This is a genomic window from Microbacterium sp. AG157 (genome assembly GCF_003385695.1).
GTDB lineage: Bacteria > Actinomycetota > Actinomycetes > Actinomycetales > Microbacteriaceae > Microbacterium > Microbacterium testaceum.
Genome location: NZ_QRDK01000003.1, coordinates 677,447 through 703,238, shown reverse-complemented (window position 1 = coordinate 703,238; position 25,792 = coordinate 677,447). Strand labels below are relative to the sequence as shown.

Sequence of the window (25,792 nt, the reverse complement as noted above, 5' to 3'; positions counted from 1 at the left end):
CCCCTAGCCGGGCCTCGCGCGCGCATGAAGCGTTCGCGGAAACGGGGCTCGGGGCGGCCTCGGCAGCATCAGATCACCAAGTTCCGACGTTGACGCGGACGGCACGGTGAAAGGGCTGCCCGAGGGGCTGCACCCACGCTAGATACCACTCTCCCCACACGCAAACGAGCCTGTGGATAACTCTGTGGACAGACTGCGGGAAACGCCGCCATCTCTGTGCACAAGTGCTGTGGAGAACTCGGTGGATGGATGGGAATATCGGGCGTGTTTACGCCGCTGACCTGGCATTTATCTATCCACAGTTTTCCTGGGGAAATCCCGTGTGAAGTGAACGTTGAAGGTTGCTGCTAGGGGCATGCACATGTGTACAACTCGGGGGATAACTCGCCGATGGCGTACCGACCCGGAGCCCCCGCTGTCAAGTTTTTCTTCACCGTCCGGCGTGTCGCCCGTCATCTGGCGGTCTCCCGAAAACTACTTAGATTTCACCAACCCCCTTTCACCCGGGTGAAGACGGGCGTAGCGTCGCCGCCCAAGAGTTTCGGAGATTCACCTTTGGGGGGCGAATCATGGAGAACGCGTCCGGTCGGGGGGCACCGCGCATGCTGCGGCTGCTCCTCATCGGCGCGTCCACCGCCCTCGGAGCAGCAGCTCTCTCCGTTGCCCTTTCAGCCTCTCCCGCTTCCGCCGACGACGGCTCGGGTGGCCTGCTCGGCGCCGTCGGCTCGACGGTCAACCAGGTCACCGACACCGTCGACGAGGTCGTCGGCACCGTCGTCTCTCCCACGGTCGAGCACGTCACCGAGACGGTCGCTCCCGTGACCCAGGTCGTCACCGACGTGGCACCCGCCCCCGCGGCCGAGGTCGTCACGACCACCACGGCAACCGTCTCCGAGGTCGTCTCGACAGCGGATTCGACCGTCGGCGACACCGTGGACACCGTGGGAGACGTGGTCACCGACGTCGCCGGTTCAGGGGTCGTCGGTGACGTCGTCACCCCCGTCGTCGAAACCGTTCAGGCGGTCCCCGTCGTCGGAGACGTCGTGCACACCGTCGGGCTCGACGAGCTCATCTCGGGAGTCACCGACGCGGTCGATTCCGCGCTCCCCGTGATCGTCGGCACCCTCCCCCCGATCTCCCCCGTGATCCCCGTGACCCCGGGCGTTCCGACGGCTCCGGGTGGTGACACCGCCACCCCGATCCCGGGCATCGTGCCCGCCGAACCCCTCTCGGCCGAGGCCGCGGACGGTGCGACAGCGGTCGTCGCCGGCATCCTGTCGGCGGATCCCTCCCCCGCTCCGTCGTCGTCCCGCACGGCCCCCTCGGGCGGGGCGGCGACGCTGTTCGACGCCACCGCGACCGGCGTGGTCTCCGTCGCCGTCGCGGCCGCGCAGGGCGCCCCCTCCACCCCGCCGGGCGACGACGACCTCGCCGGAGTCCTGGGAGCGAGCACGGGCTCGAGCTCGTCGGCATCCGGAAACTCCGGCGCGGGGGGCGCGAACGCCGCCACCGCCGACGGCGGCAAGCTCTTCGCCGCCCCGCTTCTTCTCGACCGCCGCACCATCGTCGACGACGACCTGCCTGGCACCCCGGTCTTCGGTACCGACGTCTCTCCTGACTGAGGACGGTCGCACCGTGCATCGCACGGCAGACGACCCCGCGCTGACGCGCACCCTCATTCATCTACAGGAGAAACTCTCATGCGCAAGATCTACTCGCGTGTCCTTCTGGGCACGCTCGTCGGAGGCGGCCTCGCCGTCCTCGGAGCCGGCATCGCCAATGCCGCAGACACCTCGGGCGTCGACGGTCTGCTCTCGGGCGACCAGGTCGGTGTCTCGGTGAACCTCCCGGTCACCGTCGGCGGCAACGCCGTCTCGGTGCTCGGAGACAGCAGCAGCGACGGTGCCGACACCTCCGCTCCCGCTGCCCCCGCTCCCGCACCCGTCACCATCACCGATGGCAGCGACGGCGTGGGCTCGGGCAACCAGGGGCTCGTGTCGGTCAACGTTCCCGTGACGGTCGGCGGCAACGCCGTCTCGCTCGTCGGAGACAGCAACAGCACGGATGCCGGCACCTCGGCGCCTGCGACCGAAGCTGCCGCTCCCGCGGCTGGCAGCAGCACCGACGGCAGCGACAGCGTCGCCGGCGGCAACCAGGGCGTCATCTCGATCGAGGCTCCGGTCACGGTCGGCGGCAACGTGGTCTCGGTGATCGGCGACAGCAGCACCGACGATGCGGCCACCACCGGCGGCAGCACCTCGGGCTCGACCGGCGGCGGCACCGTCACCGACGGCACCGACGGGATCCTCGGCGGCAACGTCGTCGACGCCCCGATCGGCCTGCCCGTCACCGTCGGCGGAAACGCCGTCTCGGTGATCGGTGACAGCGCCTCGAACGACGCCGACACCACCGGCGGCACCACGGCCGGCTCCGGCTCGACCGGCGGCAGCCTCACCGACGGCACCGACGCCATCGGCGGCGGTAACGTCATCGGCCTCCCGGTGGGCGTGCCCGTCACAGTCGGCGGCAACGCCGTCTCGGGAATCGGCGACAGCGTCACCGACGGCGCTGACACCACCGGCGGCACCACCGGCTCGACCGGCACCGGCAACGCCTCCACCGACGGAACCGACGCCATCGGCGGCGGCAACATCATCGGCCTCCCGGTCGGCATCCCCGTCACCATCGGCGGCAACGCCGTCTCGGGCATCGGCGACAGCGTCACCGACGGCGCTGACACCACCGGCGGCACCACCACTGGCGGAACGGGTAACACCAGCACCGACGGCACCGACGGCATCGTCGGCGGCAACATCATCGGCCTGCCCATCAACGCCCCCGTCACCATCGGCGGCAACGCCGTCTCGGGCATCGGCGACAGTACCTCCGAGAACGCCACCACCACCGGCGGCACCACCGGCTCGACCGGCGGCACCAGCACCGACGGCACGGGCAGCATCGGCGGCGGCAACATCATCGGTCTGCCGATCACCATCCCCGTCACCATCGGCGGCAACGCGGTCTCGGTGATCGGTGACAGCACCACCACCGACTCCACCACCGGAACGCCCACCACGCCCGGAACCCCGGGAACGCCCGGTACCCCGGGCACCCCGGGAACGCCCGGCACCCCCGGAACGCCCGGAACCCCCGGAACGCCCGGAACCCCGGGATCGAACGGCACTGACGGAACGAACGGCACCAACGGCACTGTCACCGTGACCGGCTCGCTCGCCTCGGTCGGCTCGGTCAACGCCCTCGCTGCCACCGGAGCGAACAACGCTCGCGGCGCCCTCGCCGTGACGGGAACGGACGGCTCGATGGCCGCCGGGCTCGGCATCGCCGGCCTGCTGACCCTGCTCCTCGGAGCCGGTCTGCTGCTGCGTCGCCGCCGCTCGGTCGCCTGACCCGGAGCGTTCGCCCACAGAACGCGACACCGGATGCCACGCCCTCGGGCCGGCATCCGGTGTCGCGGCGTGCCCGGGACGGCACCGAACGCGCGGGGCACCCGGTGTACACCGTGGGCAGAGGGCGCCGGAGGGCGCCCGACCCGCTACAGCACCCCACCCCGCCGCTCGCGCTCGAGGAACGCGATCGTCTCGGGCTGCTGCGGGGCGTCGAGGATCTGGGCGGGAGTGCCCTGCTCGACGATCCGGCCGCCCTTCATGAACACGATGCGGTCGGCCACCTCGCGCGCGAACGACATCTCGTGCGTGGCCATGAGCATGGTCGAGCCGCGGTCGCGCAGTACCCGCACCAGGTCGAGCACCTCTCCGACCAACTGCGGGTCGAGGGCCGAGGTGATCTCGTCGAGCAGCAGCAGCTCGGGGTCGGTCATCACGGCGCGCACGATCGCGACGCGCTGCTGCTGGCCGCCCGACAACCGGTCGGGGAACTCCCGCGCCTTCGCGCCCAGGCCCAACTGCTCGAGCAGTTCGGTGCCGCGCGCGTAGGCCTCGGCCTTCGGCATCCCGTGCACTTTCCGCGCGGCCAACGTCACGTTGTCGATGACGCGCAGGTGCGGGAACAGGTTGAAGTGCTGGAACACCACGCCGATGCGCGACCGGGCGGAGTCCTGGTCGATCGTCGGGTCGGTCAGATCGTCGCCGTTGAGCAGGATCTGGCCGTCGTCGACGCGCTCGATGAGGTTGATGGTGCGCAGCAGCGTCGACTTGCCCGAGCCCGAGGCGCCGATCAGCACGACGACCTCGTGCTTGGCGAGCTCGAGGTCGATGCCGTCGAGCACGACGTGGTCGCCGAAGGCTTTCCGCACCCCGCGGACGTCGAGCACGCTCATACGATCCCGCCCATCTGCTCGCGCTTCGCCAACCGCGCCGACACGTAGTCGGTGAGGCGGATCATCGGCAGCGCCATGGCCACGAACAACAGCGCCGCGACGATGTACGGCGTGAAGTTGTAGTACTCCGCCGCCGAGATCTGCGCCGCGCGCACGGCATCCACCGCTCCGAGCACCGAGATGAGGCCGACGTCTTTCTGCATCGACACGAAGTCGTTCATGAGCGCCGGCACGACCTTGCGCACGCCCTGGGGGATGACGACGATCCGCAGCGTCTGCCCGTGCGTCAGACCCATCGAGCGGGCCGCGACCCGCTGCGAGGGGTGCACGGCCTCCATGCCCGCACGCAGCACCTCGGCGATGTACGCCGAGTAGGTCAGCACGATCGCGATGGTTCCCCACAGCACGACCGGCACGCGCCCGAAGACACCCAGGGCCGGCAGACCGAAGCCCACCAGGTACAGCACGATCAGCAGGGGGATGCCGCGGAACAGGTCGGTGTAGATCGTAGCCAGGGCGCGCAGGGGAAAGAACACCGGCCCCCGCAGCGACCGCAGCACCGCGAGGGTCGTCCCGAGCACGGCCACGGCGAGCGCGGCGACGATGAGCACCTGGATGTTGACCCACAGCCCCGCGAGGATCGAGGGGAAGCTCTTGAGCGCGATGTCGAGGTCGAAGAAGCTGCGGCGCACGTCTTCCCAGCCGGGGCTCGACAGGATCGCCCACCCGACGACCACGACGAAGACGACCGAGCTGACCAGGGCGATCAGCACCGACTTCGTCGACTGCTGACGCCGCGTGGCGCGCCGCCCGAGTTCGAGCTCGCTCGGCCGCCACGCGGTGTCGGAAGAGGTGGATGCCACGGAGTTACTTCAGCACGGGGGCGGCGGAGGTGCCGCCGAGCCACTTCTGCTGCAGCTCGTCGAGCGTGCCGTCGGCCTTGAGCGCGTCGACCGCGTCGCTGACGGGAGTGGTCAGCGCCGAGCCCTTGGGCAGCACGTAGGCGAGCTCGTCGCCGCCGGCCGAGGAGTCGGGCAGCTGACCCACGACCTTGCCGTTGTCGAGAACGGCCCCGGCGAGGTAGAACGCGGTCGGCAGGTCGACGACGATCGCGTCGACCTGGCCCGACTGCAGGGCGGCGACGGCGTCGTCGTTCGAGTTGAAGACGCTGAGCTTGCCGGTGCCGAGCTGGTCGGCGGCCACCTGGTAGCTGGTGGTGGCGCTCATGACGCCCACGGGGATGTTCTTCAGCTCGGCGACCGTCGTGGCGGACGCGGCGGGAGAGGTGCCCGTGGTGACGACCGCCTGGGTGGTCGTGTAGTACGGCGACGAGAAGTCGACGGCCTGCTTGCGCTGGTCGGTGATCGAGAACTGCTGCACGTTCATGTCCCAGTCCTTCGGGCCGGGGGCGATCGCGCTGTCGAAGTTCGAGCGGACCCACACGATGTCGTCCTTCGAGAAGCCGAGCTTCTCGGCGACGGCGCACGAGACGGCGGCCTCGAAGCCCTCGCACGACGCGGGGTCGTCGTTCTCGACCCACGGCGAGAAGGCGGGCTCGCCGGTGGCGATGGTGAGCTTGCCCGCGGCGACGGTCTGCAGGGCGCCCTCGGTCGCGGGGGCGGAACCGGCGTCGGATCCGGTGGGGGCGAAGGCGCAGGCCGTCAGGGTGACGACCGTGGCGGCGGCGACGGCGGTCAGGGCGGCGACGCGGCGCAGGCGTGCGGAAGCGGTCACGATGTCTCCTCGTGGACGTATCGGGGTCATCCCCGGAGTGCTGTGATGTGCACAGCGTACCGAGCGCATGTTTCAGGGGATGTCGCCGGTGAAACCTGGCGACACGGGACGCGGCTACTCGGCGAGGCGCCAGTCGGCGAAGCTGAAGCCGGGAGAGACCACGCAACTGACCACGACCTCGGTGTCGCCCGCCGGTCGGGCCGCCTGCCAGACGCCCGCGGGCACCGTGTGCTGCAGCACGTGACCGGCGGCGAGATCGGGCCCGAGGGTGACCGTGCGCGCGGTACCGGGCTGTTCGCCGTCTCCCCCGAGCGACAGCTCGAGCGTGCCCGGCCCGTGCCAGAGCCACACTTCGTCGCTGGTCACGACGTGCCAGGCGCTCTCTTCCCCCGGGGTCAGCAGGTAGTGGATGCAGGTGGCCGCGGGCCGCGTGCCCCCGGGGGTCTCGACCTCGACGCCGCCCGTCCACATGCGCCGGAACCAGCCGCCCTCGGCGTGCGGTTCGAGATCGAGCAGGACGGCGGTGGCGGGACGCTCAACGGTCATCGGCGGATACTCCGGTCTCTCGGGTGAAGGCGGCGGATGCCGAGCGCACCTCGCCGTCGATGAAGGTCGCGGCCGCGCTCCCCTCGCCGGCGACGACGAGGTGCTCGATGGTGTCATCGACCTGCGACACCGGCACGTCGAAGAACGCCAGATCCGCCACCGCGCCCACGGCGAGGTACCCGGTGCGGGCGGGGCCCGTGTCGAGCCCCATGGCGTGCGCTCCACCGAGGGTCGCCGCGCGCAGCAGCAGCTCCGAGAGGTCGCGGTTCGCGTAGCCCTGCGCCCGCGCCAGCCGGTGCAGCGCCGACACGTCGGCCAGCAGATCGAGCGAGGGGCTGGATGCCAGCGAGTCAGTGCCCACGGCGAGCGCGTTGCCCTCGAGCAGGTACGCCGCGACCGGCGGCTCGTCGAGCCCGATGACCGCGTTCGAGCGCGGGCAGAGGGCCACCGACGTGCCTCGCGCCCGCAGGATCGCCCGATCGCGGGCGGTCATGTAGACGCCGTGCGCGATGTGGCAGTCGGGGCCCAGCACACCGAGCTCGTCGACGAACTCCGTCGCCCCCGTGCCGAAGCCCTCGTCGCGCAACGCGCGGAAACTCGCTGGTCGGTGCAGTTGCCAGGGCACGGCCTCACCGTGCTCGCGCTCGAAGGCCGCTTCGCCGAGGTGCAGGTGCAGCCGGCTCCCCCGCTCGCGCACGATGTCGGGGATCTCGAGCAGCGGCTCGACGTCGAGGGAGTACGGCGCGTGCGGCGACAGCCCCGTGCCCGGGGGTGAGGGCATCGCGTCGAGCCGCGCCTCCACCTCTGCTCGACCGCGCTCGGCCCACGCCGCGTTCGTCCAGCTCATCACCTCCCAGTAGGTGATGCCGTGCAGGCGAGCGTCGTGCAGCGCCGAGGCCGCCTCGACGTCGGTGACGATGTCGGCCACCGCCGTCGTGCCGGCGGCGATCATCGCGAGCGCCCCGGCCCTGGCATCCGCCGCCCAGTCGTGACCGGCGCGATAGACCGGGGTGAACGCGTCGTCCCAGTCGTCGAATCCGGCGTACGAGCCGCGCCCCACCTCGGCCATGCCCGTGTATTGCAGGTGCGCGTGCGCGTTCACGAGCCCCGGCGTCAGCACCCCCGGCCAGTGCACCTCGTCGAAGGCGATGCCGCGCGCGCGCAGCTCGTGGCGCACCCACTCGCGGTCGCCGACGTGGCGGATGCGACCGCCCGCCACCGCGATCGCCCCGCCGGGGATGGGGGGTGCGGTCACGGGGACGACGAGCGACGCCGAGTACAGCACGACGTTCACGAGCGCGACTCCCGGTAGCGCGGCGAACGCCAGTCATCGACGCCGTCGAGGTCGAGCGCGCGCGGCGGGTCGATGTCGGCGCCCCGCACGGCCAGCGCGGTCCGGGCGACGAGGTCGTCGATGTCGGTTCCGAGGGCGTGCACGCCGGGCCCGGGCCGCCGACTCAGCAGCTCGCCCAGGGCCGCGAGCTGCACCGCGAACGACAGGTCCATGATCTCGATCGGGTTGCCCTCGGCGGCGGTGATGTTCACCGCTCCCCCTCCCCCGAGAACGAGCGCATCGCCGCTGCCCGACACTTCGCCCGGAACTCCTCCGGCGACCGCGATCACGCGCGCGACAGCGGCGATCTCGGGTGTCGCCGTCGCGGGGACGCCGGTCGCCGAGACCACCAGCGCTCCCCCGGCCAGCTCGACCGCCCGGCCGGTGGCGAATCCGTCGTGCCGTGCCTCGAGCGCCCGCACGGGGTCGGTCTCGGCAACGCGCACCTCGGCCCCGAGCGCGCGCAGGTGCACGGCGACTCCCCGGCCGACGGGCCCGTAGCCCAGCACGAGCGCGGGCTGATCGGTGAGTGCGATCCCCCGCTCCTCGAGCAGATCGGCGATCGCGAACACACACGACTGTCCCGTGCCATAGCGGTTGTCGAACATCGTCTTGGTGCGCGCGTCATTGACGGCCATCACGGCGCAGCGGAGGGTGCCGGCATCCTGCATCCGACGAAGGGGCGTGAGGCCGCTCGTCGTCTCTTCGCACGCGCCGATCCACCCGTCGACCAACGCCGGGTCGTCTTCGTGCGCGAGGCGGATGAGGTGCGCGCCGTCGTCGAGCAGCACGTCGAGTCCCGCGCGGAGGAAGGTCAGCGCCGCCGCGCGCTCCGCGGCGCCCGCGAGCCCCGGGTCGGCCGTCACGGCGAAACCGCGAGCTCGGAGCTCATCTGCGACCGCGACGTCGGCCTCGTCGGGGTGCGCGTACACCGACACCGCGGCCCCCCGCTCGCGCAGCAGGAGCGACAGCACCGCGGTCTTCGGTTCGAGCACCATGGCCACGCCCACCCGCAGGCCGGTCAGATCGAGCCTCTCGGCGAGGGCCACGGCCACGGGCATGTGCTCGCGGGCGAACGCGATGCGCCCGGCGGCGTCGCCGCGTTGGGGCAGCGGCTCTCCGTCGAGCAGCACGAGCTCGGCATCCAGGTCGAACTCGACGCGCCCCGGCGTCGGAGACGGGCTCGGGATGCCACCGAGCCGGGCCAGCAGCTGCGTCAGGGCATCGGCGCCGACCCCGGTCGCCGCGAACGGGCGTCCGGCGATCATGAGGTTCGACGCGCGCGCGAAGCGCCGGACGATGCGCTCGGGTGCGCGAGGGTCGGTCACGGCACTCAGCCTAGGGTCACGGCGTCCCGCCCTCGCTCCCCCGCACACGAAACGGCCCCGCCCTGCCGAAGCAGGAGCGGGGCCGGATCGTGCGTCGCGAATTACTTCGCGGCGACCACCTGGAGGGTGATCACGGCGGTGACGTCGTCACGCAGGCGAACGGTCGCCTCGTGCTCGCCGACCGACTTGATCGCCGAGGTGATCTGGATCTTGCGCTTGTCGAGCTCACCGAGACCGGCGGCCTTGACGGCGTCGGCGACATCGGCGGGCTTGACCGAACCGAAGAGGCGACCCTCGTTGCCGGCCTTGACGGCGAGCTTGACGGTGTTCGACTCGAGCGAGTTCTTCAGGGCCACGGCGTCTTCGTGGTCGTGGATCGCGCGGGACTCGCGAGCAGCGCGGATCGACGCGACCTGCTTCTCGCCACCACGGCTCCACGACACGGCGAAGCCCTGCGGGATGAGGTAGTTACGGGCGTACCCGTTCTTGACCTCGACAACATCACCGGCGCTACCGAGCCCGGTGACCTCATTCGTGAGAATCAGCTTTGCCATCGGGTGCTCCTTAGCGGCCGGCGCCGGCGTAGGGCAGAAGAGCCATCTCGCGCGCGTTCTTGATGGCGCGGGCGATCAGACGCTGCTCCTGCACGGAGACACCGGTGATACGACGGGCGCGGATCTTGCCGCGCTCCGAGATGAACTTGCGGAGGGTGGGGACGTCCTTGTAGTCGATGACGCCGACGCGGATCGCCTTCGCGGGGGCTGCGTTCTTCGCACCCTTCCGCGGCTTGCGGCGGTCGCCAGTGGCCTTTCCAGCCATGCTTCCTTCTTTCGTGTGGTTCGGACGCCGTTCCGGTCACGAGGACCGGGGCATGGCATCCGGAATTTCGGGGGTCGTCTCGCTCGAGAGCGGGGCGAAGATCAGAACGGGGTGTCGTCGCCGTAGGAGCCGGGAGTGCTCCACGCGTCAGCGCCGCTGTTGTTGCCGCCGCCGTTGTTCGAGCCGGGGGTCGACCACGGCTCGTCGTTCGACTGCTGCACCTGCGCGCGCTGACCGCCACCGCCGCCACCGTTACCGCCACCGGCGGCTCGGGTGACCTGGGCGGTCGCGTAGTGGAGCGAGGGGCCGATCTCATCGACTTCGAGTTCGATGGAGGTGCGGTTGTTGCCCTCGCGGTCCTGGTAGGAACGCTGCTTCAGGCGACCGGTCGCGATGACACGGCTGCCCTTCGTCAGCGAACCGGCGACGTGCTCGGCGAATTCGCGCCACACCGAGGCGCGCAGGAACAGCGCCTCGCCGTCTTTCCACTCGTTCGCCTGACGGTCGAACGTGCGGGGAGTCGACGCGATGGTGAAGTTCGCGACCGGCAGCCCGTTCTGCGTGTACCGCAGCTCGGGGTCGGCCGTGAGGTTGCCCACAACGGTGATGACGGTTTCGCCGGCCATCGTCGTTACTTCGCAGCCTTCTCGGCGGACTCGACCTTGCGGGGAGCGGCAGCCTTGCGGGCGGCCTTCTCCTCGGAGCGCTTGGCCTCGGCGGCGACCTGAGCGATCGCCTCTTCGGCACGGAGGACCTTGGTGCGCATGATCTGCTCGTTCAGCTTCAGCTGACGGTCGAGCTCGTTCGTGGCCTCGCTGGTCGCGACGAAGTTGACGACGGCGTAGATGCCCTCGTTCTTCTTGCGGATCTCGTAGGCGAGACGACGGCGGCCCCAGATGTCGATCTTGTCGATGGTTCCCCCATCGGCCGTGATGACCTTGAGGAATCCGTCGAGCTTCGGAGCGACCTGGCGCTCGTCGACCTCGGGATCGAAGATGACCATGAGTTCGTACTGGTGCGTCACTAACCCACCTCCTTCGGACTAGAACGGCTGACGGGCATTTCCCGGCAGCAGGAGGGTGTGTAGCACGTCGTCACGGGGTTACACGCGCATGGGCGCAGCCGGACAACCTTCGTAGTCTAACGGATGCCGGTGGCCCCGCGGAATCCGACATCGGTAGCGTGGACGTGACCAGACGACGGCGGGGGGCCGCATGGCAGGGATCCGACCATTCGACGCACGGGCGTTGCTGACGCCGCCCGACCCGCGGGCCGCGAAGACGTTCACCGCGCAGCTGCGCAGCGCCGGACGCCTCCCGGGTACGGGCGCCGCCGTCGCGGCGTACGCGGTGGCGTTCGCGCTGATCGGCGGTGTGGGGGTCGTCATCGTCGTGCTCGCCGCCGTGCTGTCGCCGTTCCTTCGCGAGGGGTCGTTCATCCTCGGCATCCTGTTCCTCTTTCCGATCGCGCTGGGTCTGGGCGGGCTGGCTCTGGCGTGGTTCCTCGGTCAGAAGGCCCAGCGCACCCAGGAGGACCGCCGCTGGCGCCTCGCGGGATTCAGCCGCGACGTGGGCATGGAGTACGTCCCCTCGGTGCCCGCTCCCCCGCTGCCCGGAGTGCTGTTCGGAATCGGCGGCGACCGCACCGGCTACGACATCCTGCGCGGGAGTGAGCCGCGGTTCGTCGAGATCGGCAACTACGCGTACACGACGAGCGACGGCAAGAACACGCACACCTCGCGGTGGGGATACATCGCGATCCGGCTCGACGTGCCTCTTCCTCATATCGTTCTGGATGCCGTGGGCAACGGCGTGAAACTCGGCGTGTGGGAGCGGGGGCAGCGCCTGAGCCTCGAGGGCGACTTCGACAGGTACTTCCACCTGTCGTGCCCCGCGGGCTACGAGCGCGACGCGCTCTACCTCTTCACGCCCGACGTCATGGCGCGATTCGTCGACAACGCCTCGGCGCTCGAAGTCGAGATCGTCGACGACTGGATGTTCCTCTACTCCCCCGACGAGCTCTCGACCCTCGACCCGACCCGGTGGGCCTGGGCGTTCGCGGTCGTCTCGGCCCTGATCGACAAGCTCGATCAGTGGGGGCGGTGGCGCGACGACACGCTGCGGGCGAGTGCCCCCACGGCTCTGCCGACCCTGCCCGGGGCGGCGGCATCCGCGAGTCCGGCAGCTGCACCTGCACCTGCTCCCCTCGCGTTCACCCCCGCACCCGTCGGGGTCGCGCCTGCGGGCCAGCGATTGAAGCGCAGCAACGCGTGGCTCATCGCGCTGCTCGTCGTCGCGGGGGCCTTCGTCGTCGTCCCGATCGTGCTCTTCGGGGTCGGCTTCCTCATCTTCTTGGCGCAGTCGTCATGACCGTCGACACCACCGCCCTGACCCAGCCGATCGATCGCGCGAAGGTCCGCGCCTTCAGCAAGGCCCTGCGCGAGAAAGGCATGCTGCGGAGCCGTGCGTTCACGATCATCGTGTTCGCGTTCGTGGGGATCGTGGGCGCACTCATCGTCGTCCCGACGCTGGCGACGATCGTCACGAACGCGTTCGCGCGCGGCAGCGGCAATCCCGTCGCGCTCCTGCCCTTCGTGCTCGTCCTCGCCATCGTCGGATTCCTGGCCTGGGCGATCATCCGCGGGGTCGGCGGGGCCGCGGCACGCCGCTACCGGCTGAGCCTCTTCGCGAGCGCGAACGGCATGACATGGCATCCGGGATTCTCCCACCCCCGACGCCCGGGCATGATCTTCGATCTCGGCCGCAACCAGGAGTTGCACGACGTGATGCGGCGCGAGCAGTCGCGCTCTCTCGAGGTGGCCAACTACACGTACGAGACCGGGTCGGGAAAGAGCAAGCAGACGCACCGCTGGGGCTACGTCGCGCTGCGGCTCGACACCCCGCTCCCCCATATCGTGCTGGATGCCGTGGGCAACAACGGTCTGTTCGGCGGCTCGAACCTGCCGATCACGTTCGGCCGCGACCAGCGGCTGAGCCTCGAGGGCGATTTCGACAGGCATTTCGCGCTGTACTGCCCGGAGGGGTACGAACGCGATGCGCTGTACCTGTTCACCCCCGACGTCATGGCGCGGTTCGTCGACAACGCCGCGGCGCTCGACGTCGAGATCGTCGACGACTGGCTGTTCCTCTACGCCAAGCGCGACCTGTCGACCCTCGACCCCGCCACCTGGCGATGGTTGTTCGCCACCGTCGACGCGATCGACGAGAAGCTCGCACAGTGGGCGCGGTGGCGCGACGAGCGGCTCGGGGATTCGTCGTCGGGGGCCGCCGCCACGGGCACCGCGGCATCCGGCGCCGCAGCTCGGAGCGTGCCGTTGCTCACCCCGCCGCCCGCCGGCGTCGCCCGCGAGGGGCGGCGGCTCAAGCGCGGAATCCCGTGGATATCCGTCGCGGTGCTGGTCGTCTTCGGCGGATTCTGGATGCTGTCGCTCGCGTTCGGACGGTGAACGCCGCCCCCGAGCCCGCACGGGGCGGGCCCGGGAACACGGCCGCTGCGGTCAGACCCCCCGGGTCGACCGCCAGAGCTCACGACGGCTCTGCTGCTCGACCGGGTCGGGCACGGGCAGCGACACCAGCAGGCGCTTGGTGTAGTCGTCGCGCGGCTCGGTGAGCACCTGGACGGTCGTGCCCTGCTCGCGGATCACACCCTGCTGCAGCACGACGACGCGGTCGGCGACCTCGTCGACGACGGCCAGGTCGTGACTGATGAACAGACACGCGAAGCCGAACTCCGCTTGCAGCTGCGCGAACAGCTGCAGCACGCGCGCCTGCACCGACACGTCGAGCGCCGACGTCGGCTCGTCGGCGATCAGCAGCTTGGGGTCGAGCGCGAGGGCGCGGGCGAGCGAGGCGCGCTGGCGCTGACCGCCCGACAGCTCATGCGGGTAGCGGTCGCCGAACGCGGTCGGCAGCTGCACGGCATCCAGGAGTTCGTTCACGCGAGTGCGCGCCGCGCGGGCTCCCGAGACGCGACGGTGCACGACGAGCGGCTCGGCGATGCACTCCGCGATCGTGAGCAACGGGTTGAAGCTCGTGGCCGGGTCTTGGAAGACGAACCCGATGTCGGGGCGGGTCTTGGCGAGCGCGCGGGGCTTCGCGCCGCGCATCTCGGTGCCGAGCACCTTCAGCGACCCGCCGACGACGGAGGTCAGCCCGACCATCGCGCGACCGATCGTCGTCTTGCCCGAGCCCGATTCGCCCACCAGGCCGAGCACCTCGCCCGGCCCGATCCAGAAGTCGACGCCCTTCACGGCGACGACCCCCGATGAACCGAAGCGGCCCGGGTACCCGATCTCGACCTTCTCGGCGACGACCAGGCTGCCCTCGGGCGGCGAGGTCGGTGCCGCGGTCTCGAGAGACTGACGAGCGCTCTTGCCGCGGCCGACGTGCGGCACGGCGGCCAGCAGCTCGCGCGTGTACGCCTGCCGCGGGGCGGCGAACAGCTCGCGCACCGGAGCCTGCTCGACGATGTCACCGCGGTACATCACGATCACGCGGTCGGCGAGGTCGGCCACGACGCCCATGTTGTGGGTGATGAGCACGATCGTCGCGCCGAACTCGTCGCGACACGTGCGCAGCAGATCGAGGATCTCGGCCTGCACCGTCACGTCGAGAGCCGTGGTCGGCTCGTCGGCGATGATGAGCCCGGCATTGAGCACGAGCGCCATCGCGATGACGACGCGCTGCTTCTGCCCGCCCGAGAACTGGTGCGGATAGTCGTCGACGCGCTTCTCGGGATCGGGGATGCCGACACGTCGCAGGATGTCGACGGCCTTGACCTTCGCCTCGGCCTTCGACAGCTTCTCGTGGGCGCGCAGGCCCTCGGCGATCTGCCAGCCCACGGTGTAGACCGGGTTCAACGCGGTCGAGGGCTCCTGGAACACCATCGCGGCGTCGCGCCCGCGCATGGCACGCAGCTGCGCGCGGGTCGCGTGCACGATATCGGTCTGGTCGCCGTCGCGGCCGCGCACGATCACCGCGCCCGAAAGCGTCGCCGTCTCGGGCAGCAGCCCCAGCAGCGTGTTCGCGGTGACGGTCTTGCCCGAGCCCGACTCGCCGACGATCGCGAGCACTTCGCCGGCATGGGCTTCGAGCGAGATCCCGTTGATCGCCGAGACCGGCTCACCGTCGGTGGCGAAGGTGACGCGCAGGTCGTCGATCCGGGCGACGGGGGCGGTGGTGCCGGTCATGAGGGGCTCCCATCGGAGGGGGCGGATGCCGGGGGCCCGGCGGGATCGGCCGTGGCGCGAGCCGCGGCGGGAGCCGTCGACGGATCGACCGCGGTGACCGGGGCGGGCGCGCGACCGGCGCGGCGGCGGGTGCGCAGACGCGGGTCGCTCAGGTCGTTGAGGCTCTCGCCGACGAGGGTGATGCCGAGCACGGCGAGCACGATCGCGACTCCCGGCGGGATGGCGGTCCACCAGATGCCACTGGTGACGTCGCTCACCGAACGGTTGAGGTCGTAACCCCACTCGGCGGCGGCGGTGGCCTCGATGCCGAAACCGAGGAAGCCGAGACCCGCGAGGGTCAGCAGCGCCTCGGAGGCGTTGAGGGTCACGACGACCGGCAGTGAGCGTGTCGAGTTGCGCAGCACGTGGCGGAGCAGGATCCGACCGGTCGGCACGCCGATCACGCGCGCCGACTCGACGAACGGCTCGGCCTTGACGCGCACCACCTCGGCGCGGATCACGCGGAAGTACTGCGGAACGAAGACCACCGTGATCGAGATGGCGGTGGCGAGGATGCCGCCCCAGAGCGTCGACTGGCCCTTCGTGATCGCGATCGACATGACGATCGCGAGCAGCAGCGAGGGGAAGGCGTAGATCGCGTCGCACAGCACCACGAGGATGCGGTCGAGCCAGCCCCCGAAGTAGCCGCCGACGAGCCCCAGGAAGATGCCGAGGAAGATCGAGAACGCGATCGCGCACAGGATCACGAGCAGCGCGGTCTGCGCTCCCCAGATCACGCGCGAGAGCACGTCGTATCCGCCGACGGTCGTGCCGAGCAGGTTCATCGCGCTGGGCGCCTGCTGCGTGCCGAACTTGACGCCGTCCGCCTCCTGCTGCGCGAACCCGTACGGCGCGAGCAGCGGGGCGAACAAAGCTGTCAGGAGGAAGACGGCGGTGATGACGAGGCCGAGCACCAGCATGGTGCGCTGCAGGCCGACGCTGCGGCGAAGGTGCGAGATCACCGGCAGGCGGTCGCGCAGGGGCACCTTGCGCACGGTCACGCTGTCGTCGGAGAGGGTGGGGGTCGCGGCATCCGACATGTCAGTACCTCACTCGCGGGTCGATGATCGCCGCGATGACGTCGACCAGGAAGTTGGTGAAGGCGACGAGCACGGCGATGATCACGACGATGCCCTGGACGGCGACGAAGTCGCGCGCCTTCAGGTACTCGCTGAGCATGAAGCCGAGGCCCTTCCACTCGAAGGTGGTCTCGGTCAGCACGGCGCCCGACAGCAGCAGAGCGATCTGCAGACCGATGACCGTGATGATCGGGATGAGCGCGGGGCGGTAGGCGTGCTTGGTGACCAGACGGTACTCCCCCACGCCGCGCGAACGCGCCGAGGTGACGTACTGCGCACCCAGGGTGCCGATGACGTTGGTGCGGACCAGACGGAGGAAGATTCCCGCGGTCAGGATGCCGAGAGCCACACCGGGCAGGATCGCGTGGATCAGCACGTCGCCCGCGGCAGCGCCGTCGCCGAGACGGATCGCATCGAGCAGGTAGATGCCGGTGGGGTTCTCGATCGACGCGAACTTCAGTTCGGTGCGGGTGCTCGCGCGCCCGGCGACCGGCAGGACGCTCAGCCACACCGAGAAGACGAGCTTCAGGAGCAGACCGACGAAGAAGATCGGCGTCGCATACCCGAGGATCGCACCGATGCGCAGGGTCGCGTCGGGCCAGCGGTCGCGCTTGTAGGCGGCGAGCAGGCCGAACGGGATGCCGATGAGCAGCGCCACGAAGAGCGCGTAGATCGCGAGCTCGAGAGTGGCGGATCCGTACTGCAGCAGGATCTCGATCACCGGACGGTTGTCGGTCAGCGTCGTGCCGAAGTCGCCGCGGAGGATCCCGCCGATGTACTCGAAGTACTGCACGATCAACGGGCGGTCGTAGCCGGCCTGGGCGATGCGCTCCGCGAGCTGATCAGGCGGAAGGCGGCCGCCGAGGGCGGCGGTGATCGGGTCGCCCGTGATGCGCATGAGCACGAACACCACGGTGACGAGGATGAACACCGTCGGGATGATCAGGAGCAGACGGACCAGGATGTAGCGCCACAGTCCTCCGCCCCTGGGGGCGACGGGTTTGGCGATGTCGGCAGCGTCGACGGCGGTGACCATACGGGAGAGACCTCACTCGAAGGGGGAACGGCGCCTCGTCGCACCGCTCTCGCCCAACGACCGAGGGTACGTGACCCTCGGTCGTTGAGCGTGCGGAATCGCGCGAGGCGCCGATTCGGTCTTACTTGTGCAGCGGTGCGTAACGGAACTTGAACGACCCGTCGAGGACGGCGCCCTCGACGCTCGAGCCCACGATCGCGACCTGCTTGCCCTGGAGCAGCGGCAGCGTCGACAGATCGGCGGCCACCTTGTCCTGGATCTCGCCGATCTCCGACTCGCGCGTGGTCTTGTCGGTCTGCGTCGCCTGGTCGACGAGCAGCTTCTGGACCTCGGCGTTGTCGTAGTGGTTCAGCAGGAAGTTGTCCTTCGAAAAGAACGGGGTGAGGTAGTTGTCGGCATCCGAGTAGTCGGGGAACCAGCCGAGCTGGTACGCGGGGTACGCGTCGGCCTTGCGGTCCTTCGTGTACTGCACCCACTCGGTCTGAGCGAGGTTGACCGTGAACAGGCCGTCCTTCTCGAGCTGCGCCTTGACCGCGGCGTACTCGTCGCCCGACGAGGGGCCGTAGTGGTCGCCGTTGTACTGAAGGTTCAGCGTGACGGGCGTCGTGAGACCGGCGGCCTCGAGAGTCGCCTTGGCCTTGGCGGCATCGGGCTTGCCGTTGCCGTCGCCGTACATGTCCTTGAGCGCCTCGTTGGCGCCCGCGAGACCCTGCGGAACGTAGGAGTACAGCGGCGAGTAGGTGTCCTTGTACACGTCGGTCGCGATGGCCTGGCGGTCGACGAGGTCGGCCGCGGCCTGGCGGATCGCGAGCGACTTGGCGGGGTCGGCGTCGGCCGTCTTCGTGCCGTAGGGCATGGTGTCGAAGTTGAAGACGATGTAGCGGATCTCTCCGCCGGGGCCGTCGACGACCTTGACCGCGTCGTCCTTCTGCAGGTCGGCGACGTCGGTCGCACTGAGGCTGCGGTAGGCCACGTCGATCGCACCCGACTGCACGTCGAGCTTGAGGTTCGACGAGTCGGCGTAGTACTTGGTCGAGATGCCACCGTTGGCAGCCTTGGGGAGGGACCCCATGTAGTCGGCGTACGGCTTGTACGAGATGAGCTCGTTGGGCTTGTACGAGTCGATCGTGTACTGACCGGCGAAGGCCTTGCCCTCGACGATGGTGTCGTCGGAGGTGACGGCGGTGGCCGAGAAGACCTCTTCGTCGACGATCGGCGCGGCGGGGCTCGACAGGATCTGGGGCCAGACCTGGTCGTTGCCGTTCTTGAGGGTGAAGACGACGGTGGTGTCGTCGGGAGTGGCGACGCTGTCGAGGTTGCCCAGCAGCGATGCGGGGCCGTTCGGGTCGTTGATGGCGACCTGGCGGTCGAACGAGAACTTCACGTCGGACGACGTCAGGTCGTGGCCGTTCGCGAACTTCAGGCCGGACTTGAGCTTGACCGTGTACTCGGTCGGCGAGGTGAACTCGGCCGACTCGGCGATGTCGGGAGTGACCTCGGACGTGCCGTACTGGCTGTTCATGAGGAAGGGGTAGATCTGCGTCATGACGGCGAACGAGCCGTTGTCGTACGAGCCGGCCGGGTCGATCGAGGTGATCTTGTCGGTGGTGCCGATGACGAGCGGGTCGGTCGATCCGCCGTCCGAGGAGCCGCCCCCGGTCGTGGTCGTGCAGCCCGCCAGAACGAGGGCCGACGCGCCGAGAGCGCCGAGAGCGAGGCCGAGACGGCCGCGTCCACTGTTGTGCAGTGTCATGTTTTACCTCTGCTGTGAAGTGTCGATTGCGACAGACGCCGCAGTCCTTCGGACATCTAAGTCCGATTTCCGCCGCTCACAAAGACATCGCGCGCATATTTACGAGACCGAAACTCGAGCGCGATGCGACGGAGTCTCACCGCGCTGACGCGTCAGGGGCTCGTCACCCGAGCTCTCTCGCGACCGCGATCGTGCTGCTCACCGTGCCGCCCGCGCCCTGGACCGTGAGCGTGAACACCTGGTCGGCGTCGCGGCACGCGAACGACACCGAGGTGAATCCGTCGGTGCTGGTGGCGACCTCCGCCGTCGGCTGGACGGACGCGTCGCTCGTGTTCACGCCGATCCAGGCGCGGTCGGCACCTTCGGATCGCCACGAGAAGGTCAGCGGAACGACGCTGTCGCGCTCGTCGGGGCACATCGCCGCCTCGGGCTGCACCGCGAACGACGAGATGACCGGAGCGTCGGCCGCGGGCGGAGCGGGAGCGGCAGGGGCGACGGATGCCGAGGGCTCGGCCGCCGCGGTCGCCGACGGCGCGGCGCTGGGGGCGACCGTCGTCTGCGCGGGGGTCGCGGCGTCGGTCGCCGGGGGCGCGGTCACCGGGACGCTCTGTCCCTCGGGGGCGCGAGACGCTGTCGCGATGGCCCAGATGGCCAGGGCGATGCCTGCCGCGATGAGGAGCACCCCGATCGCGACGGCGGCGCGACGGCGACTGCGGTTCGCGGGGGGTGCGGATGCGTCGTTCGGATCGGTGTCGAGGGGGCGAGTCGGATCGGTCATGGGTGGAGCTCCAGGGGGTGGGGGAGTCCGGGGAGGGGCGGGTGCCCCTCCCCGGACGGGTGTCACTGCGTGCTGCTCGTCGAACGCACGCGGCCGATGACGACCAGGCCTGCACCGATCATGCCCGCGGCGAGCGCCAGCCAACCGAGCGACGACACGTCGGGCGCACCCGTGGTGGCCAGATCACGCGGGGCGTTCCCGGCCGGAGCGGGGACCGGAGCGTCCGTCGGGTCCGAGCTCGGCGTCGAGATCGGCTCCGCGGCGGCGGCGACCACGACGAGGTCGTCCCATCCGAAGAGCGTGTCGTCGGCCGCGAGTGCGGCGACGCGCGCGGCGCTGGGCGCCGGCTCGTCCGACCGCAGCACCGCGATGCGCAGATCCCCGAGTGCCAGATCGCCCGGCAAGGTGAGCGTCGCCGAGGTCGCGGTGACCTCGTCGAACTCGACCGCCACAGAACCCGGGAACAGCACCGCGTAGGGATCATCGGCGGTGAGGTCGGCTCCCAGCTCGACGGTGATCGTCTGCCCCGCGACGGCCGTCTCGGGCACGGTCACGGTCCCGCGGGTGTCATCGGTGAGGTCCTCCTCGATCACAGAGGGCGGAGGCACCACCGGGGTTCCCTGCCCGGCCGCCCAGAACACCGCGCGAGCGATGTCGCTGAACGCTCCCACGGGGTGCGCACGGTAGGTGGGCGAGGTGCCGAACACGAACGCCCGCGAACCGGACGCACCCGTGAGCGAGACCGCCGACGCCTGGCCGGCGGCATCCTGGATCGATCGTCCCTGCGACGCGCGCCAGTGACCCGAGACGAAGGTGTCGGTGACCGCATAGCGCTGCTCGGCGGTGACACCCGAGGCGAGGGTGGGGAACCAGGCGAACGAGGAGCCGAAGGCGGTGTCCTGCGGATAGTCGCCGAGGATTCCGTCAGCGGGCGTCTCGACCCGGGCGATACCGTTCGACCCGCTCGTTCCCGAGACGGCGGCGAGCGGTGTGATGTAGGTGCTGACGAACGCGGCGGCTGCCGTGCCGCGACCCACGACCGGCTTGCCCGCGGCGATGTACGCGCGCACCTTCTCGGCGCCCGTGGACTGCGCCTGCGAGAAACTCATGCCCGTGCCGATGTAGAGCACGTCGATGGCGCCGAGGTCGACGTCTCCGGAGGTGACACCCGCGGCAGACACCGCGACGGGGCTCGAGAAACCCAGCTTGATCAGGGCGTCTCGGTCGCCGGCGTCACCGACGTACCCGACCTTCGCGGGCGCCAGTGCCGTGCTCTCGCCGTCGCGGAGGGCGCGTCCGTCGCTCAGGACGAAGTCGACGCCGAAGACGGCCGCGGCCCCTCGGGCGGCGGTGCGCGATGCCTCGTCCGCGCCCACGACGATGGTTCCGTCGGGCAGTTGCGACAGGGCGACACCCTCAGCGAGGAGCGCGTTCACGGCCTGCCAGTCGGCGACGCCGCGCGGCTCGAAGGTGAGGTAGCCGGAACCGTCGGGAACCATGCCGGTCAGCGGAGCCGTGGTGACCCGCTCGACCGCGGTGGTCGGGGCGGGGTCCGTCGTCTCACCCACGCGCACGACGTCCGCACCCCAGAGCAGCGCGAGACTCCACGCCGAGATGTCGTACATGTTCGGCACTCGGTCGGAGATGTCCGACCCGTCGGCCAGGAGCACGTTGGCCAGGCCGCGAAGCGGCTGGTGCATGTCGACGTAGAACGAGCCGGCGGGGTAGTCCGTACCGTCGATGCGCGCGCCGGAGGTCATGCGGTCGACCCGGACGCCGTTCACGAGCAGCTGCTGCACGAGGGTCTGGGCGTCGGACTCGGAGCGCTGGCCCGCGCCGACGGGAATGACGTAGGCGCGCGGGAAGTCGGCGTTGTACACATCGGTTTCGTCCCAGATGTCCGTCCACTCCGTCGGCACGCCCGGAGCGAGGTCGCTCGGGGCGACGTCGGCCGGGATCTCGCGGCTGGGCTCGCCTGCCGTTCCGCGACGGAAGATCTCGATCTGGTTGTCGAGCAGGGCGTCGCTGTGGGTGTCGACGTACTCCACGACGGTGTCGATGACGACCTCGGCGACCTCGATGTTCACTTTCGCGCGAGCGGGCTGGTCGCCGGTACGACCGAGGGGGAGCTCGACGGTGTTCGTGATCGCGCCCTGGTAGGCCACGTACTGCGGGGCGAAGATCGGGGGCCAGTCATCCCACCCCGAGCGCTGGTCGCGGAAGGGGATGTTGATGTATCCGGTGTTGGTGGAGGTGACCCCGCCGGAGGCCGGGTCGTAATAGGTGTTGCCCGGGATGTTCGCTGCGGTCACGGCCTCCTCGATCTCGAGCGCGGTCGCGTAGGCGTGGGGCACGAAGAGGTCGTACTCGTAGTTCTCGCCGTGCGGCGGGCCGCACGGCTCGACCTGGAGCACGTTCGTGTAGCCGTGCAGATCGATGAAATAGGTCGGCTGGATCACGCTGGCCAGGTCGCGGACGATGGATGCCTCGGCGGTCGCGCCCGTGATGAAGTCGCGGTTCGGATCGTAGCCGTTGGCCGTTCCGCGCTGGCCCAGGGCCCGCCCGTCGGGGTTGTTGGTGACCGTGAAGTAGATGCGGTGGTCGGTGAGCATCTCGGTCGTGGCCGGGTCGGTGCTCGTGGCGAGGTCTTCGATGTAGTTGAGGGTCGCGTCGGTTCCCTCCCACTCGTTGCCGTGGATGTTGCCGTTGAACCACATCGGCACCTTGTAACCGGACTGCAGCGTCGCGTCGGCGGCGGCGGCGACCGGGTCGGCCTTGATGAGGTCTCGCCAGACGCTCTGCTGGCGAGTCTGGTCGGTCGTCTCCGGGGTGGTCAGAGTGACCAGATAGATGTCGCGCCCCTGAGCCGAGGTGCCCACGACCTGCGCGGAGACGCGGTCGCTGGCATCCATCAGCGTGTTCAGGAACGGGGCGATCTCGTCGTACGGGCGCACTCCGCGGGCGATCGACTTGTCGTCGGGGTTGTCGGGAAAGATCTTGAGGTCGGGCTGCACCGGGTAGGCCGTCGGCATGTCGATCAGCGGCGAGGCCGGTCGCACCACGCTCAGCGGCGGTGGGGCGATCGCGGCCGAGACCGGGGCGGCGGCGAACACGGTCGTCATGGCGATGCCGCCGACGACCGTGCCCGCGAGAATGCGTCTCTGCACGGGTTCTCCATCAGGTTGCGCTCGCGCGGCATGGAGCTTCCCGCGCGATCGGTGGGGGGCAGGACCGGAACTTGATCCTGAGAACAACCTATGGATTACCTGTTACAGAGTTATGACGATATGACGCCGATCGTGTTCATTCCGTTTGCGGCATGAGCCTCAACGCGCTGCCACGCTGAGCGGATCACCCGTTTTGGCGAGATCCGCCTCCAACTCGCGCACGATCGGGATGACCGTCTCACCGAACTGCTCCAACTCCTCCTGAAAGTGCAGGAACCCGAGCAGGAACAGGTCGACGCCGCGCTTCTTGTACTCGATGATGCGCTCGGCGATCTGCTGCGCATCGCCGAAGAGTTGCGTGCGGAAACCGTCGTTGTATTGCACGAGGTCGTCGACGCTGGAGTCCGCCCACATGCCCTTTTTGTCGGCGGTCGCGTTGCCCGCCTCCTGCACGCTCTTGCGGAAGCCCTCTACCGCGCCCGAGTCGGCGTGGGCGATGATCTCGCGCAGCTGGTCCTCGGCCTCGGCACGGCTGTCGCGCTGGATGACGAACCCGTTCAGGCCGAAGCGAGTGCGCCGGCCGTGCTCGGCGGCCACGCGCGTGACGTCGTCGTACTGCTCGGTGAACCCGTCGAAGTCCTTGCCGTTCGAGAAGTACCAGTCCGAGAAGGCGCCGCCGTTGAAACGCGCCGCGGTGGAGTTGCCCCCCTGGAAGATGTCGGGGTGCGCCCGGCCCGGCACCTCGTACGGGAACGGCCGCAGCGTGAAGTCGGTGATGTCGTAATACTTGCCGTGGAACGAGAACTTCTCCTGCGTCCACAGGCCGCGAAGCACCTGAATGAACTCCGCCGCCCGCTCGTAGCGCTCGTCGTGCTCGAGCCACTCGAGACCCAGGTCGGTGTACTCGTCCTTGAACCACCCGCTCACGACGTTGACCGCGGCTCGCCCGTGCGAGAACTGATCGGCCGTATTGATGAACTTCGCCAAGACGGCCGGATGCCAGATCCCGGGGTGGATGGCGGCGATGACCTTCAGCTTCTCGGTGGCCAGAAGGAGGGCCAGACTGATGGACGTCGACTCATGCTGCTGCGCGGCGCCGTAGCTGGACGCGTACCGCACCTGGCTCAGGGCGTACTCGAATCCGACGCGCTCCGCCGTGCGAGCGAGCTTCACGTTGTAGTCGTAGTCCCAGTCCGTCCGCTGCTCGATCGAGCTGATGACGAGGCCACCGCTGACGTTGGGCACCCAATACGCGAACTTCAGGGGCTCGTGGGTGGGAGTGGAATCGGTCATGGGGTCCTCCTCGCGGATCGGAACCCGGCAAACTTCGCACTGCTCGGCTCATCGGTCAACGTCACATGACGGACAGTTTCGTCGCATGACGCCGGGCGACGCGCTCCGGGTGAGGATGGAGCCATGACCTCCCCCCAGCGCGTGCGTTTCGGCTACTGGACCCCCATCTTCGGCGGTTGGCTGCGCAACGTCGACGACGAGCAGACTCCCGTGTCTTTCGCCCACATCGCCGATATCGCGCGGGCCGCGGAAGAGGGCGGGTTCGACCTGACACTCATCCCCGAACTCAACCTCAACGACATCAAGGGTGTCGAAGCGCCGTCGCTCGACGCCTGGGCGGTCACCGCGGGACTCGCTGCCGTGACCTCGTCCCTCGAGCTCATGACCGCCGTGCGTCCCGGCTTCCACAACCCCTTCCACACGGCGAAGCAGGCCGCGACGATCGACGAGATCAGCGGTGGGCGGTTCACGCTCAACGTCGTATCGGCGTGGTGGGCGGAAGAGGCGAAACAGTACGAGGGTCTCTTCAGTGCCCACGACGACCGTTACGCCCGCACGATCGAGTGGGTCGAGGTGCTGCGCGGCCTGTGGTCTCAGACGCCGTTCGCCTACGAGGGCGAGTACTACCGCACCGAGGGCACCTACACCGAGCCGAAGCCGCAGGTGCAGCCGCGCCTCTATGCCGGCGGCGAGAGCGAGGCCGGCCGCACCGCGATCACGCGCTTCGCCGACGCCTATCTCACGCACGGCGGAACTCTCGAGGAGCTCGAGACGAAGGTCGCCGACATGCGCCGCCGCCGCGCCGAGGCCGGGGCGACGCCCTTCGAGGCTTTCGGTATGGCCGCCTACGCGATCGTGCGTGACACCGAGGACGAGGCCCAGGCCGAGATCGATCGCATCACCGACGTGCGCGGGGGAGCCGCGTACGGCTCGTACCAGGACTTCGTGAGCAAGTCGAAGCTCGACACCCAGGTCGACCTCAAGGAGTACTCGGTATCGAACCGCGGCCTTCGCCCGAACCTCGTCGGAACGCCCGATCAGGTGGCGGAACGCATCGTGGAGTTCGCGAACGTCGGCGTCTCGACCCTGCTGCTGCAGTTCTCACCGCATCTTCCCGAGATGCAGCGCTTCGCGGCCGAGGTCATCCCGCGGGTGCGCCGCCTCGAGGCGCAGCGCGACGCCTGACGCGGGGGCGTTACGGCGCGAACGTCCGGCGCAGGTCGGGCGGCGGGGCCTGGCGCGGGCCGGGTCCGGGTCTGCGCACCCCCTGTTGAGTGTCCAAAACACCCGGACGGATTCGAAAAACCTCCGGGTGTTTTGGACACTCAACCCGGTGGAGGCACCGTCCCTGCCCGGGCTCTGCTCGGCGGGCGATGCCGAC

Annotated in this window: 22 protein-coding genes; 5 read left to right on the top strand and 17 right to left on the bottom strand. The window is 69.6% G+C overall.

All coding sequences use genetic code 11. From position 1 onward, the window contains the following. Nucleotides 1-602: 602 nt before the first annotated feature. Together DEU35_RS12580 and DEU35_RS12575 are read left to right on the top strand one after the other, a co-directional pair. Nucleotides 603-1,622 carry a hypothetical protein gene (locus tag DEU35_RS12580; RefSeq protein WP_116239677.1) on the top strand — a complete coding sequence of 340 codons (1,020 nt, stop codon included), beginning with the start codon at nt 603-605 and terminating at the stop codon, nt 1,620-1,622. A gap of 78 nt (nt 1,623-1,700) precedes the next feature. After that, a complete protein-coding gene (locus DEU35_RS12575) occupies nt 1,701-3,407 on the top strand; it encodes a chaplin family protein (protein ID WP_116239676.1) in 1,707 nt (568 codons plus the stop codon). Nucleotides 3,408-3,553: 146 nt separating this feature from the next. Here the strand turns inward: DEU35_RS12575 and DEU35_RS12570 are convergent, their stop codons facing one another. From DEU35_RS12570 to rpsF, 10 genes are all read right to left on the bottom strand, one after another. Beyond that, nucleotides 3,554-4,297, bottom strand: a complete 744-nt coding sequence (locus DEU35_RS12570; protein ID WP_103207558.1) for an amino acid ABC transporter ATP-binding protein — start codon at nt 4,295-4,297, stop codon at nt 3,554-3,556. Then, nucleotides 4,294-5,160, bottom strand: coding sequence for an amino acid ABC transporter permease (locus DEU35_RS12565; RefSeq protein WP_116239675.1), 867 nt, complete (start codon nt 5,158-5,160; stop codon nt 4,294-4,296). Before DEU35_RS12565 ends, DEU35_RS12570 begins: the two co-directional genes overlap by 4 nt. 4 nt (nt 5,161-5,164) lie before the next feature. Next, nucleotides 5,165-6,031, bottom strand: a complete 867-nt coding sequence (locus tag DEU35_RS12560) for an ABC transporter substrate-binding protein (RefSeq protein WP_258873558.1) — start codon at nt 6,029-6,031, stop codon at nt 5,165-5,167. Nucleotides 6,032-6,145: 114 nt separating this feature from the next. Next, nucleotides 6,146-6,577 carry a cupin domain-containing protein gene (locus DEU35_RS12555; protein ID WP_103207552.1) on the bottom strand — a complete coding sequence of 144 codons (432 nt, stop codon included), beginning with the start codon at nt 6,575-6,577 and terminating at the stop codon, nt 6,146-6,148. Further along, entirely contained in the window at nt 6,567-7,871 is a 1,305-nt protein-coding gene (locus tag DEU35_RS12550) for an amidohydrolase family protein (RefSeq protein ID WP_371861610.1), read from the bottom strand. Before DEU35_RS12550 ends, DEU35_RS12555 begins: the two co-directional genes overlap by 11 nt. Beyond that, nucleotides 7,868-9,238, bottom strand: a complete 1,371-nt coding sequence (locus DEU35_RS12545; protein WP_220340853.1) for an adenosylhomocysteinase — start codon at nt 9,236-9,238, stop codon at nt 7,868-7,870. The genes DEU35_RS12550 and DEU35_RS12545 overlap by 4 nt, the downstream gene beginning before the upstream one ends. Nucleotides 9,239-9,339: 101 nt before the next feature. After that, nucleotides 9,340-9,792 (bottom strand): 50S ribosomal protein L9, encoded by a 453-nt coding sequence (rplI, locus tag DEU35_RS12540; protein ID WP_103207550.1) that lies wholly within the window; start codon nt 9,790-9,792, stop codon nt 9,340-9,342. Nucleotides 9,793-9,802: 10 nt separating this feature from the next. After that, on the bottom strand, nt 9,803-10,057 hold the full coding sequence (gene rpsR / locus DEU35_RS12535; RefSeq protein WP_055832386.1) for a 30S ribosomal protein S18: 255 nt from the start codon (nt 10,055-10,057) through the stop codon (nt 9,803-9,805). 101 nt (nt 10,058-10,158) lie between these two features. Further along, nucleotides 10,159-10,683 (bottom strand): single-stranded DNA-binding protein, encoded by a 525-nt coding sequence (locus tag DEU35_RS12530; RefSeq protein ID WP_116239673.1) that lies wholly within the window; start codon nt 10,681-10,683, stop codon nt 10,159-10,161. 5 nt (nt 10,684-10,688) lie between these two features. Further along, nucleotides 10,689-11,081: a 30S ribosomal protein S6 gene (rpsF, locus tag DEU35_RS12525; RefSeq protein ID WP_058622540.1), complete on the bottom strand. Its 393-nt coding sequence runs from the start codon at nt 11,079-11,081 to the stop codon at nt 10,689-10,691. A 190-nt stretch (nt 11,082-11,271) separates the two neighbouring features. Here rpsF and DEU35_RS12520 point away from each other — a divergent pair, with 190 nt between their 5' ends. Further along, complete coding sequence (locus DEU35_RS12520) at nt 11,272-12,426, top strand: hypothetical protein (RefSeq protein ID WP_116239672.1); 1,155 nt, start codon at nt 11,272-11,274, stop codon at nt 12,424-12,426. Continuing rightward, nucleotides 12,423-13,523: a hypothetical protein gene (locus DEU35_RS12515; protein WP_116239671.1), complete on the top strand. Its 1,101-nt coding sequence runs from the start codon at nt 12,423-12,425 to the stop codon at nt 13,521-13,523. Before DEU35_RS12520 ends, DEU35_RS12515 begins: the two co-directional genes overlap by 4 nt. A 51-nt stretch (nt 13,524-13,574) precedes the next feature. Here the strand turns inward: DEU35_RS12515 and DEU35_RS12510 are convergent, their stop codons facing one another. The 7 genes from DEU35_RS12510 to sfnG all read right to left on the bottom strand — a co-directional run bounded on the left by DEU35_RS12510 (nt 13,575) and on the right by sfnG (nt 24,411). Further along, the gene (locus DEU35_RS12510; protein WP_103207541.1) at nt 13,575-15,266 is read right to left on the bottom strand and encodes an ABC transporter ATP-binding protein; all 1,692 of its coding nucleotides are present in this window, start codon (nt 15,264-15,266) and stop codon (nt 13,575-13,577) included. Then, a complete protein-coding gene (locus tag DEU35_RS12505) occupies nt 15,263-16,345 on the bottom strand; it encodes an ABC transporter permease (RefSeq protein ID WP_103207539.1) in 1,083 nt (360 codons plus the stop codon). Before DEU35_RS12505 ends, DEU35_RS12510 begins: the two co-directional genes overlap by 4 nt. A 1-nt stretch (nt 16,346) precedes the next feature. Further along, on the bottom strand, nt 16,347-17,420 hold the full coding sequence (locus DEU35_RS12500) for an ABC transporter permease (RefSeq protein WP_103207537.1): 1,074 nt from the start codon (nt 17,418-17,420) through the stop codon (nt 16,347-16,349). Between the two features lie 121 nt (nt 17,421-17,541). Then, nucleotides 17,542-19,173 (bottom strand): ABC transporter substrate-binding protein, encoded by a 1,632-nt coding sequence (locus tag DEU35_RS12495; protein WP_103207535.1) that lies wholly within the window; start codon nt 19,171-19,173, stop codon nt 17,542-17,544. Nucleotides 19,174-19,336: 163 nt separating this feature from the next. Then, on the bottom strand, nt 19,337-19,951 hold the full coding sequence (locus DEU35_RS12490) for a hypothetical protein (protein WP_116239670.1): 615 nt from the start codon (nt 19,949-19,951) through the stop codon (nt 19,337-19,339). A gap of 62 nt (nt 19,952-20,013) precedes the next feature. Further along, a complete protein-coding gene (locus DEU35_RS12485; RefSeq protein ID WP_116239669.1) occupies nt 20,014-23,118 on the bottom strand; it encodes a M14 family zinc carboxypeptidase in 3,105 nt (1,034 codons plus the stop codon). Nucleotides 23,119-23,277: 159 nt separating this feature from the next. Beyond that, complete coding sequence (gene sfnG / locus DEU35_RS12480; RefSeq protein WP_116239668.1) at nt 23,278-24,411, bottom strand: dimethylsulfone monooxygenase SfnG; 1,134 nt, start codon at nt 24,409-24,411, stop codon at nt 23,278-23,280. A gap of 123 nt (nt 24,412-24,534) precedes the next feature. On the opposite strand from sfnG, the gene DEU35_RS12475 reads away from it, so the two are divergent. Beyond that, the gene (locus DEU35_RS12475) at nt 24,535-25,596 is read left to right on the top strand and encodes an LLM class flavin-dependent oxidoreductase (RefSeq protein WP_220340852.1); all 1,062 of its coding nucleotides are present in this window, start codon (nt 24,535-24,537) and stop codon (nt 25,594-25,596) included. Nucleotides 25,597-25,792: the final 196 nt, after the last annotated feature.

Bases quoted from the DNA above. Each gene is read 5' to 3' on its own strand.
- DEU35_RS12575 (WP_116239676.1), top strand. From the start codon at position 1,701: ATGCGCAAGATCTACTCGCGTGTCCTTCTGGGCACGCTCGTCGGAGGC.
- DEU35_RS12500 (WP_103207537.1), bottom strand. From the start codon at position 17,420: ATGGTCACCGCCGTCGACGCTGCCGACATCGCCAAACCCGTCGCCCCC.
- DEU35_RS12510 (WP_103207541.1), bottom strand. From the start codon at position 15,266: ATGACCGGCACCACCGCCCCCGTCGCCCGGATCGACGACCTGCGCGTC.
- DEU35_RS12475 (WP_220340852.1), top strand. From the start codon at position 24,535: ATGACCTCCCCCCAGCGCGTGCGTTTCGGCTACTGGACCCCCATCTTC.
- DEU35_RS12580 (WP_116239677.1), top strand. From the start codon at position 603: ATGCTGCGGCTGCTCCTCATCGGCGCGTCCACCGCCCTCGGAGCAGCA.
- rplI (WP_103207550.1), bottom strand. From the start codon at position 9,792: ATGGCAAAGCTGATTCTCACGAATGAGGTCACCGGGCTCGGTAGCGCC.
- DEU35_RS12555 (WP_103207552.1), bottom strand. From the start codon at position 6,577: ATGACCGTTGAGCGTCCCGCCACCGCCGTCCTGCTCGATCTCGAACCG.
- DEU35_RS12505 (WP_103207539.1), bottom strand. From the start codon at position 16,345: ATGTCGGATGCCGCGACCCCCACCCTCTCCGACGACAGCGTGACCGTG.
- DEU35_RS12495 (WP_103207535.1), bottom strand. From the start codon at position 19,173: ATGACACTGCACAACAGTGGACGCGGCCGTCTCGGCCTCGCTCTCGGC.
- DEU35_RS12490 (WP_116239670.1), bottom strand. From the start codon at position 19,951: ATGACCGATCCGACTCGCCCCCTCGACACCGATCCGAACGACGCATCC.
- DEU35_RS12530 (WP_116239673.1), bottom strand. From the start codon at position 10,683: ATGGCCGGCGAAACCGTCATCACCGTTGTGGGCAACCTCACGGCCGAC.
- DEU35_RS12520 (WP_116239672.1), top strand. From the start codon at position 11,272: ATGGCAGGGATCCGACCATTCGACGCACGGGCGTTGCTGACGCCGCCC.
- DEU35_RS12515 (WP_116239671.1), top strand. From the start codon at position 12,423: ATGACCGTCGACACCACCGCCCTGACCCAGCCGATCGATCGCGCGAAG.
- DEU35_RS12570 (WP_103207558.1), bottom strand. From the start codon at position 4,297: ATGAGCGTGCTCGACGTCCGCGGGGTGCGGAAAGCCTTCGGCGACCAC.
- sfnG (WP_116239668.1), bottom strand. From the start codon at position 24,411: ATGACCGATTCCACTCCCACCCACGAGCCCCTGAAGTTCGCGTATTGG.
- rpsR (WP_055832386.1), bottom strand. From the start codon at position 10,057: ATGGCTGGAAAGGCCACTGGCGACCGCCGCAAGCCGCGGAAGGGTGCG.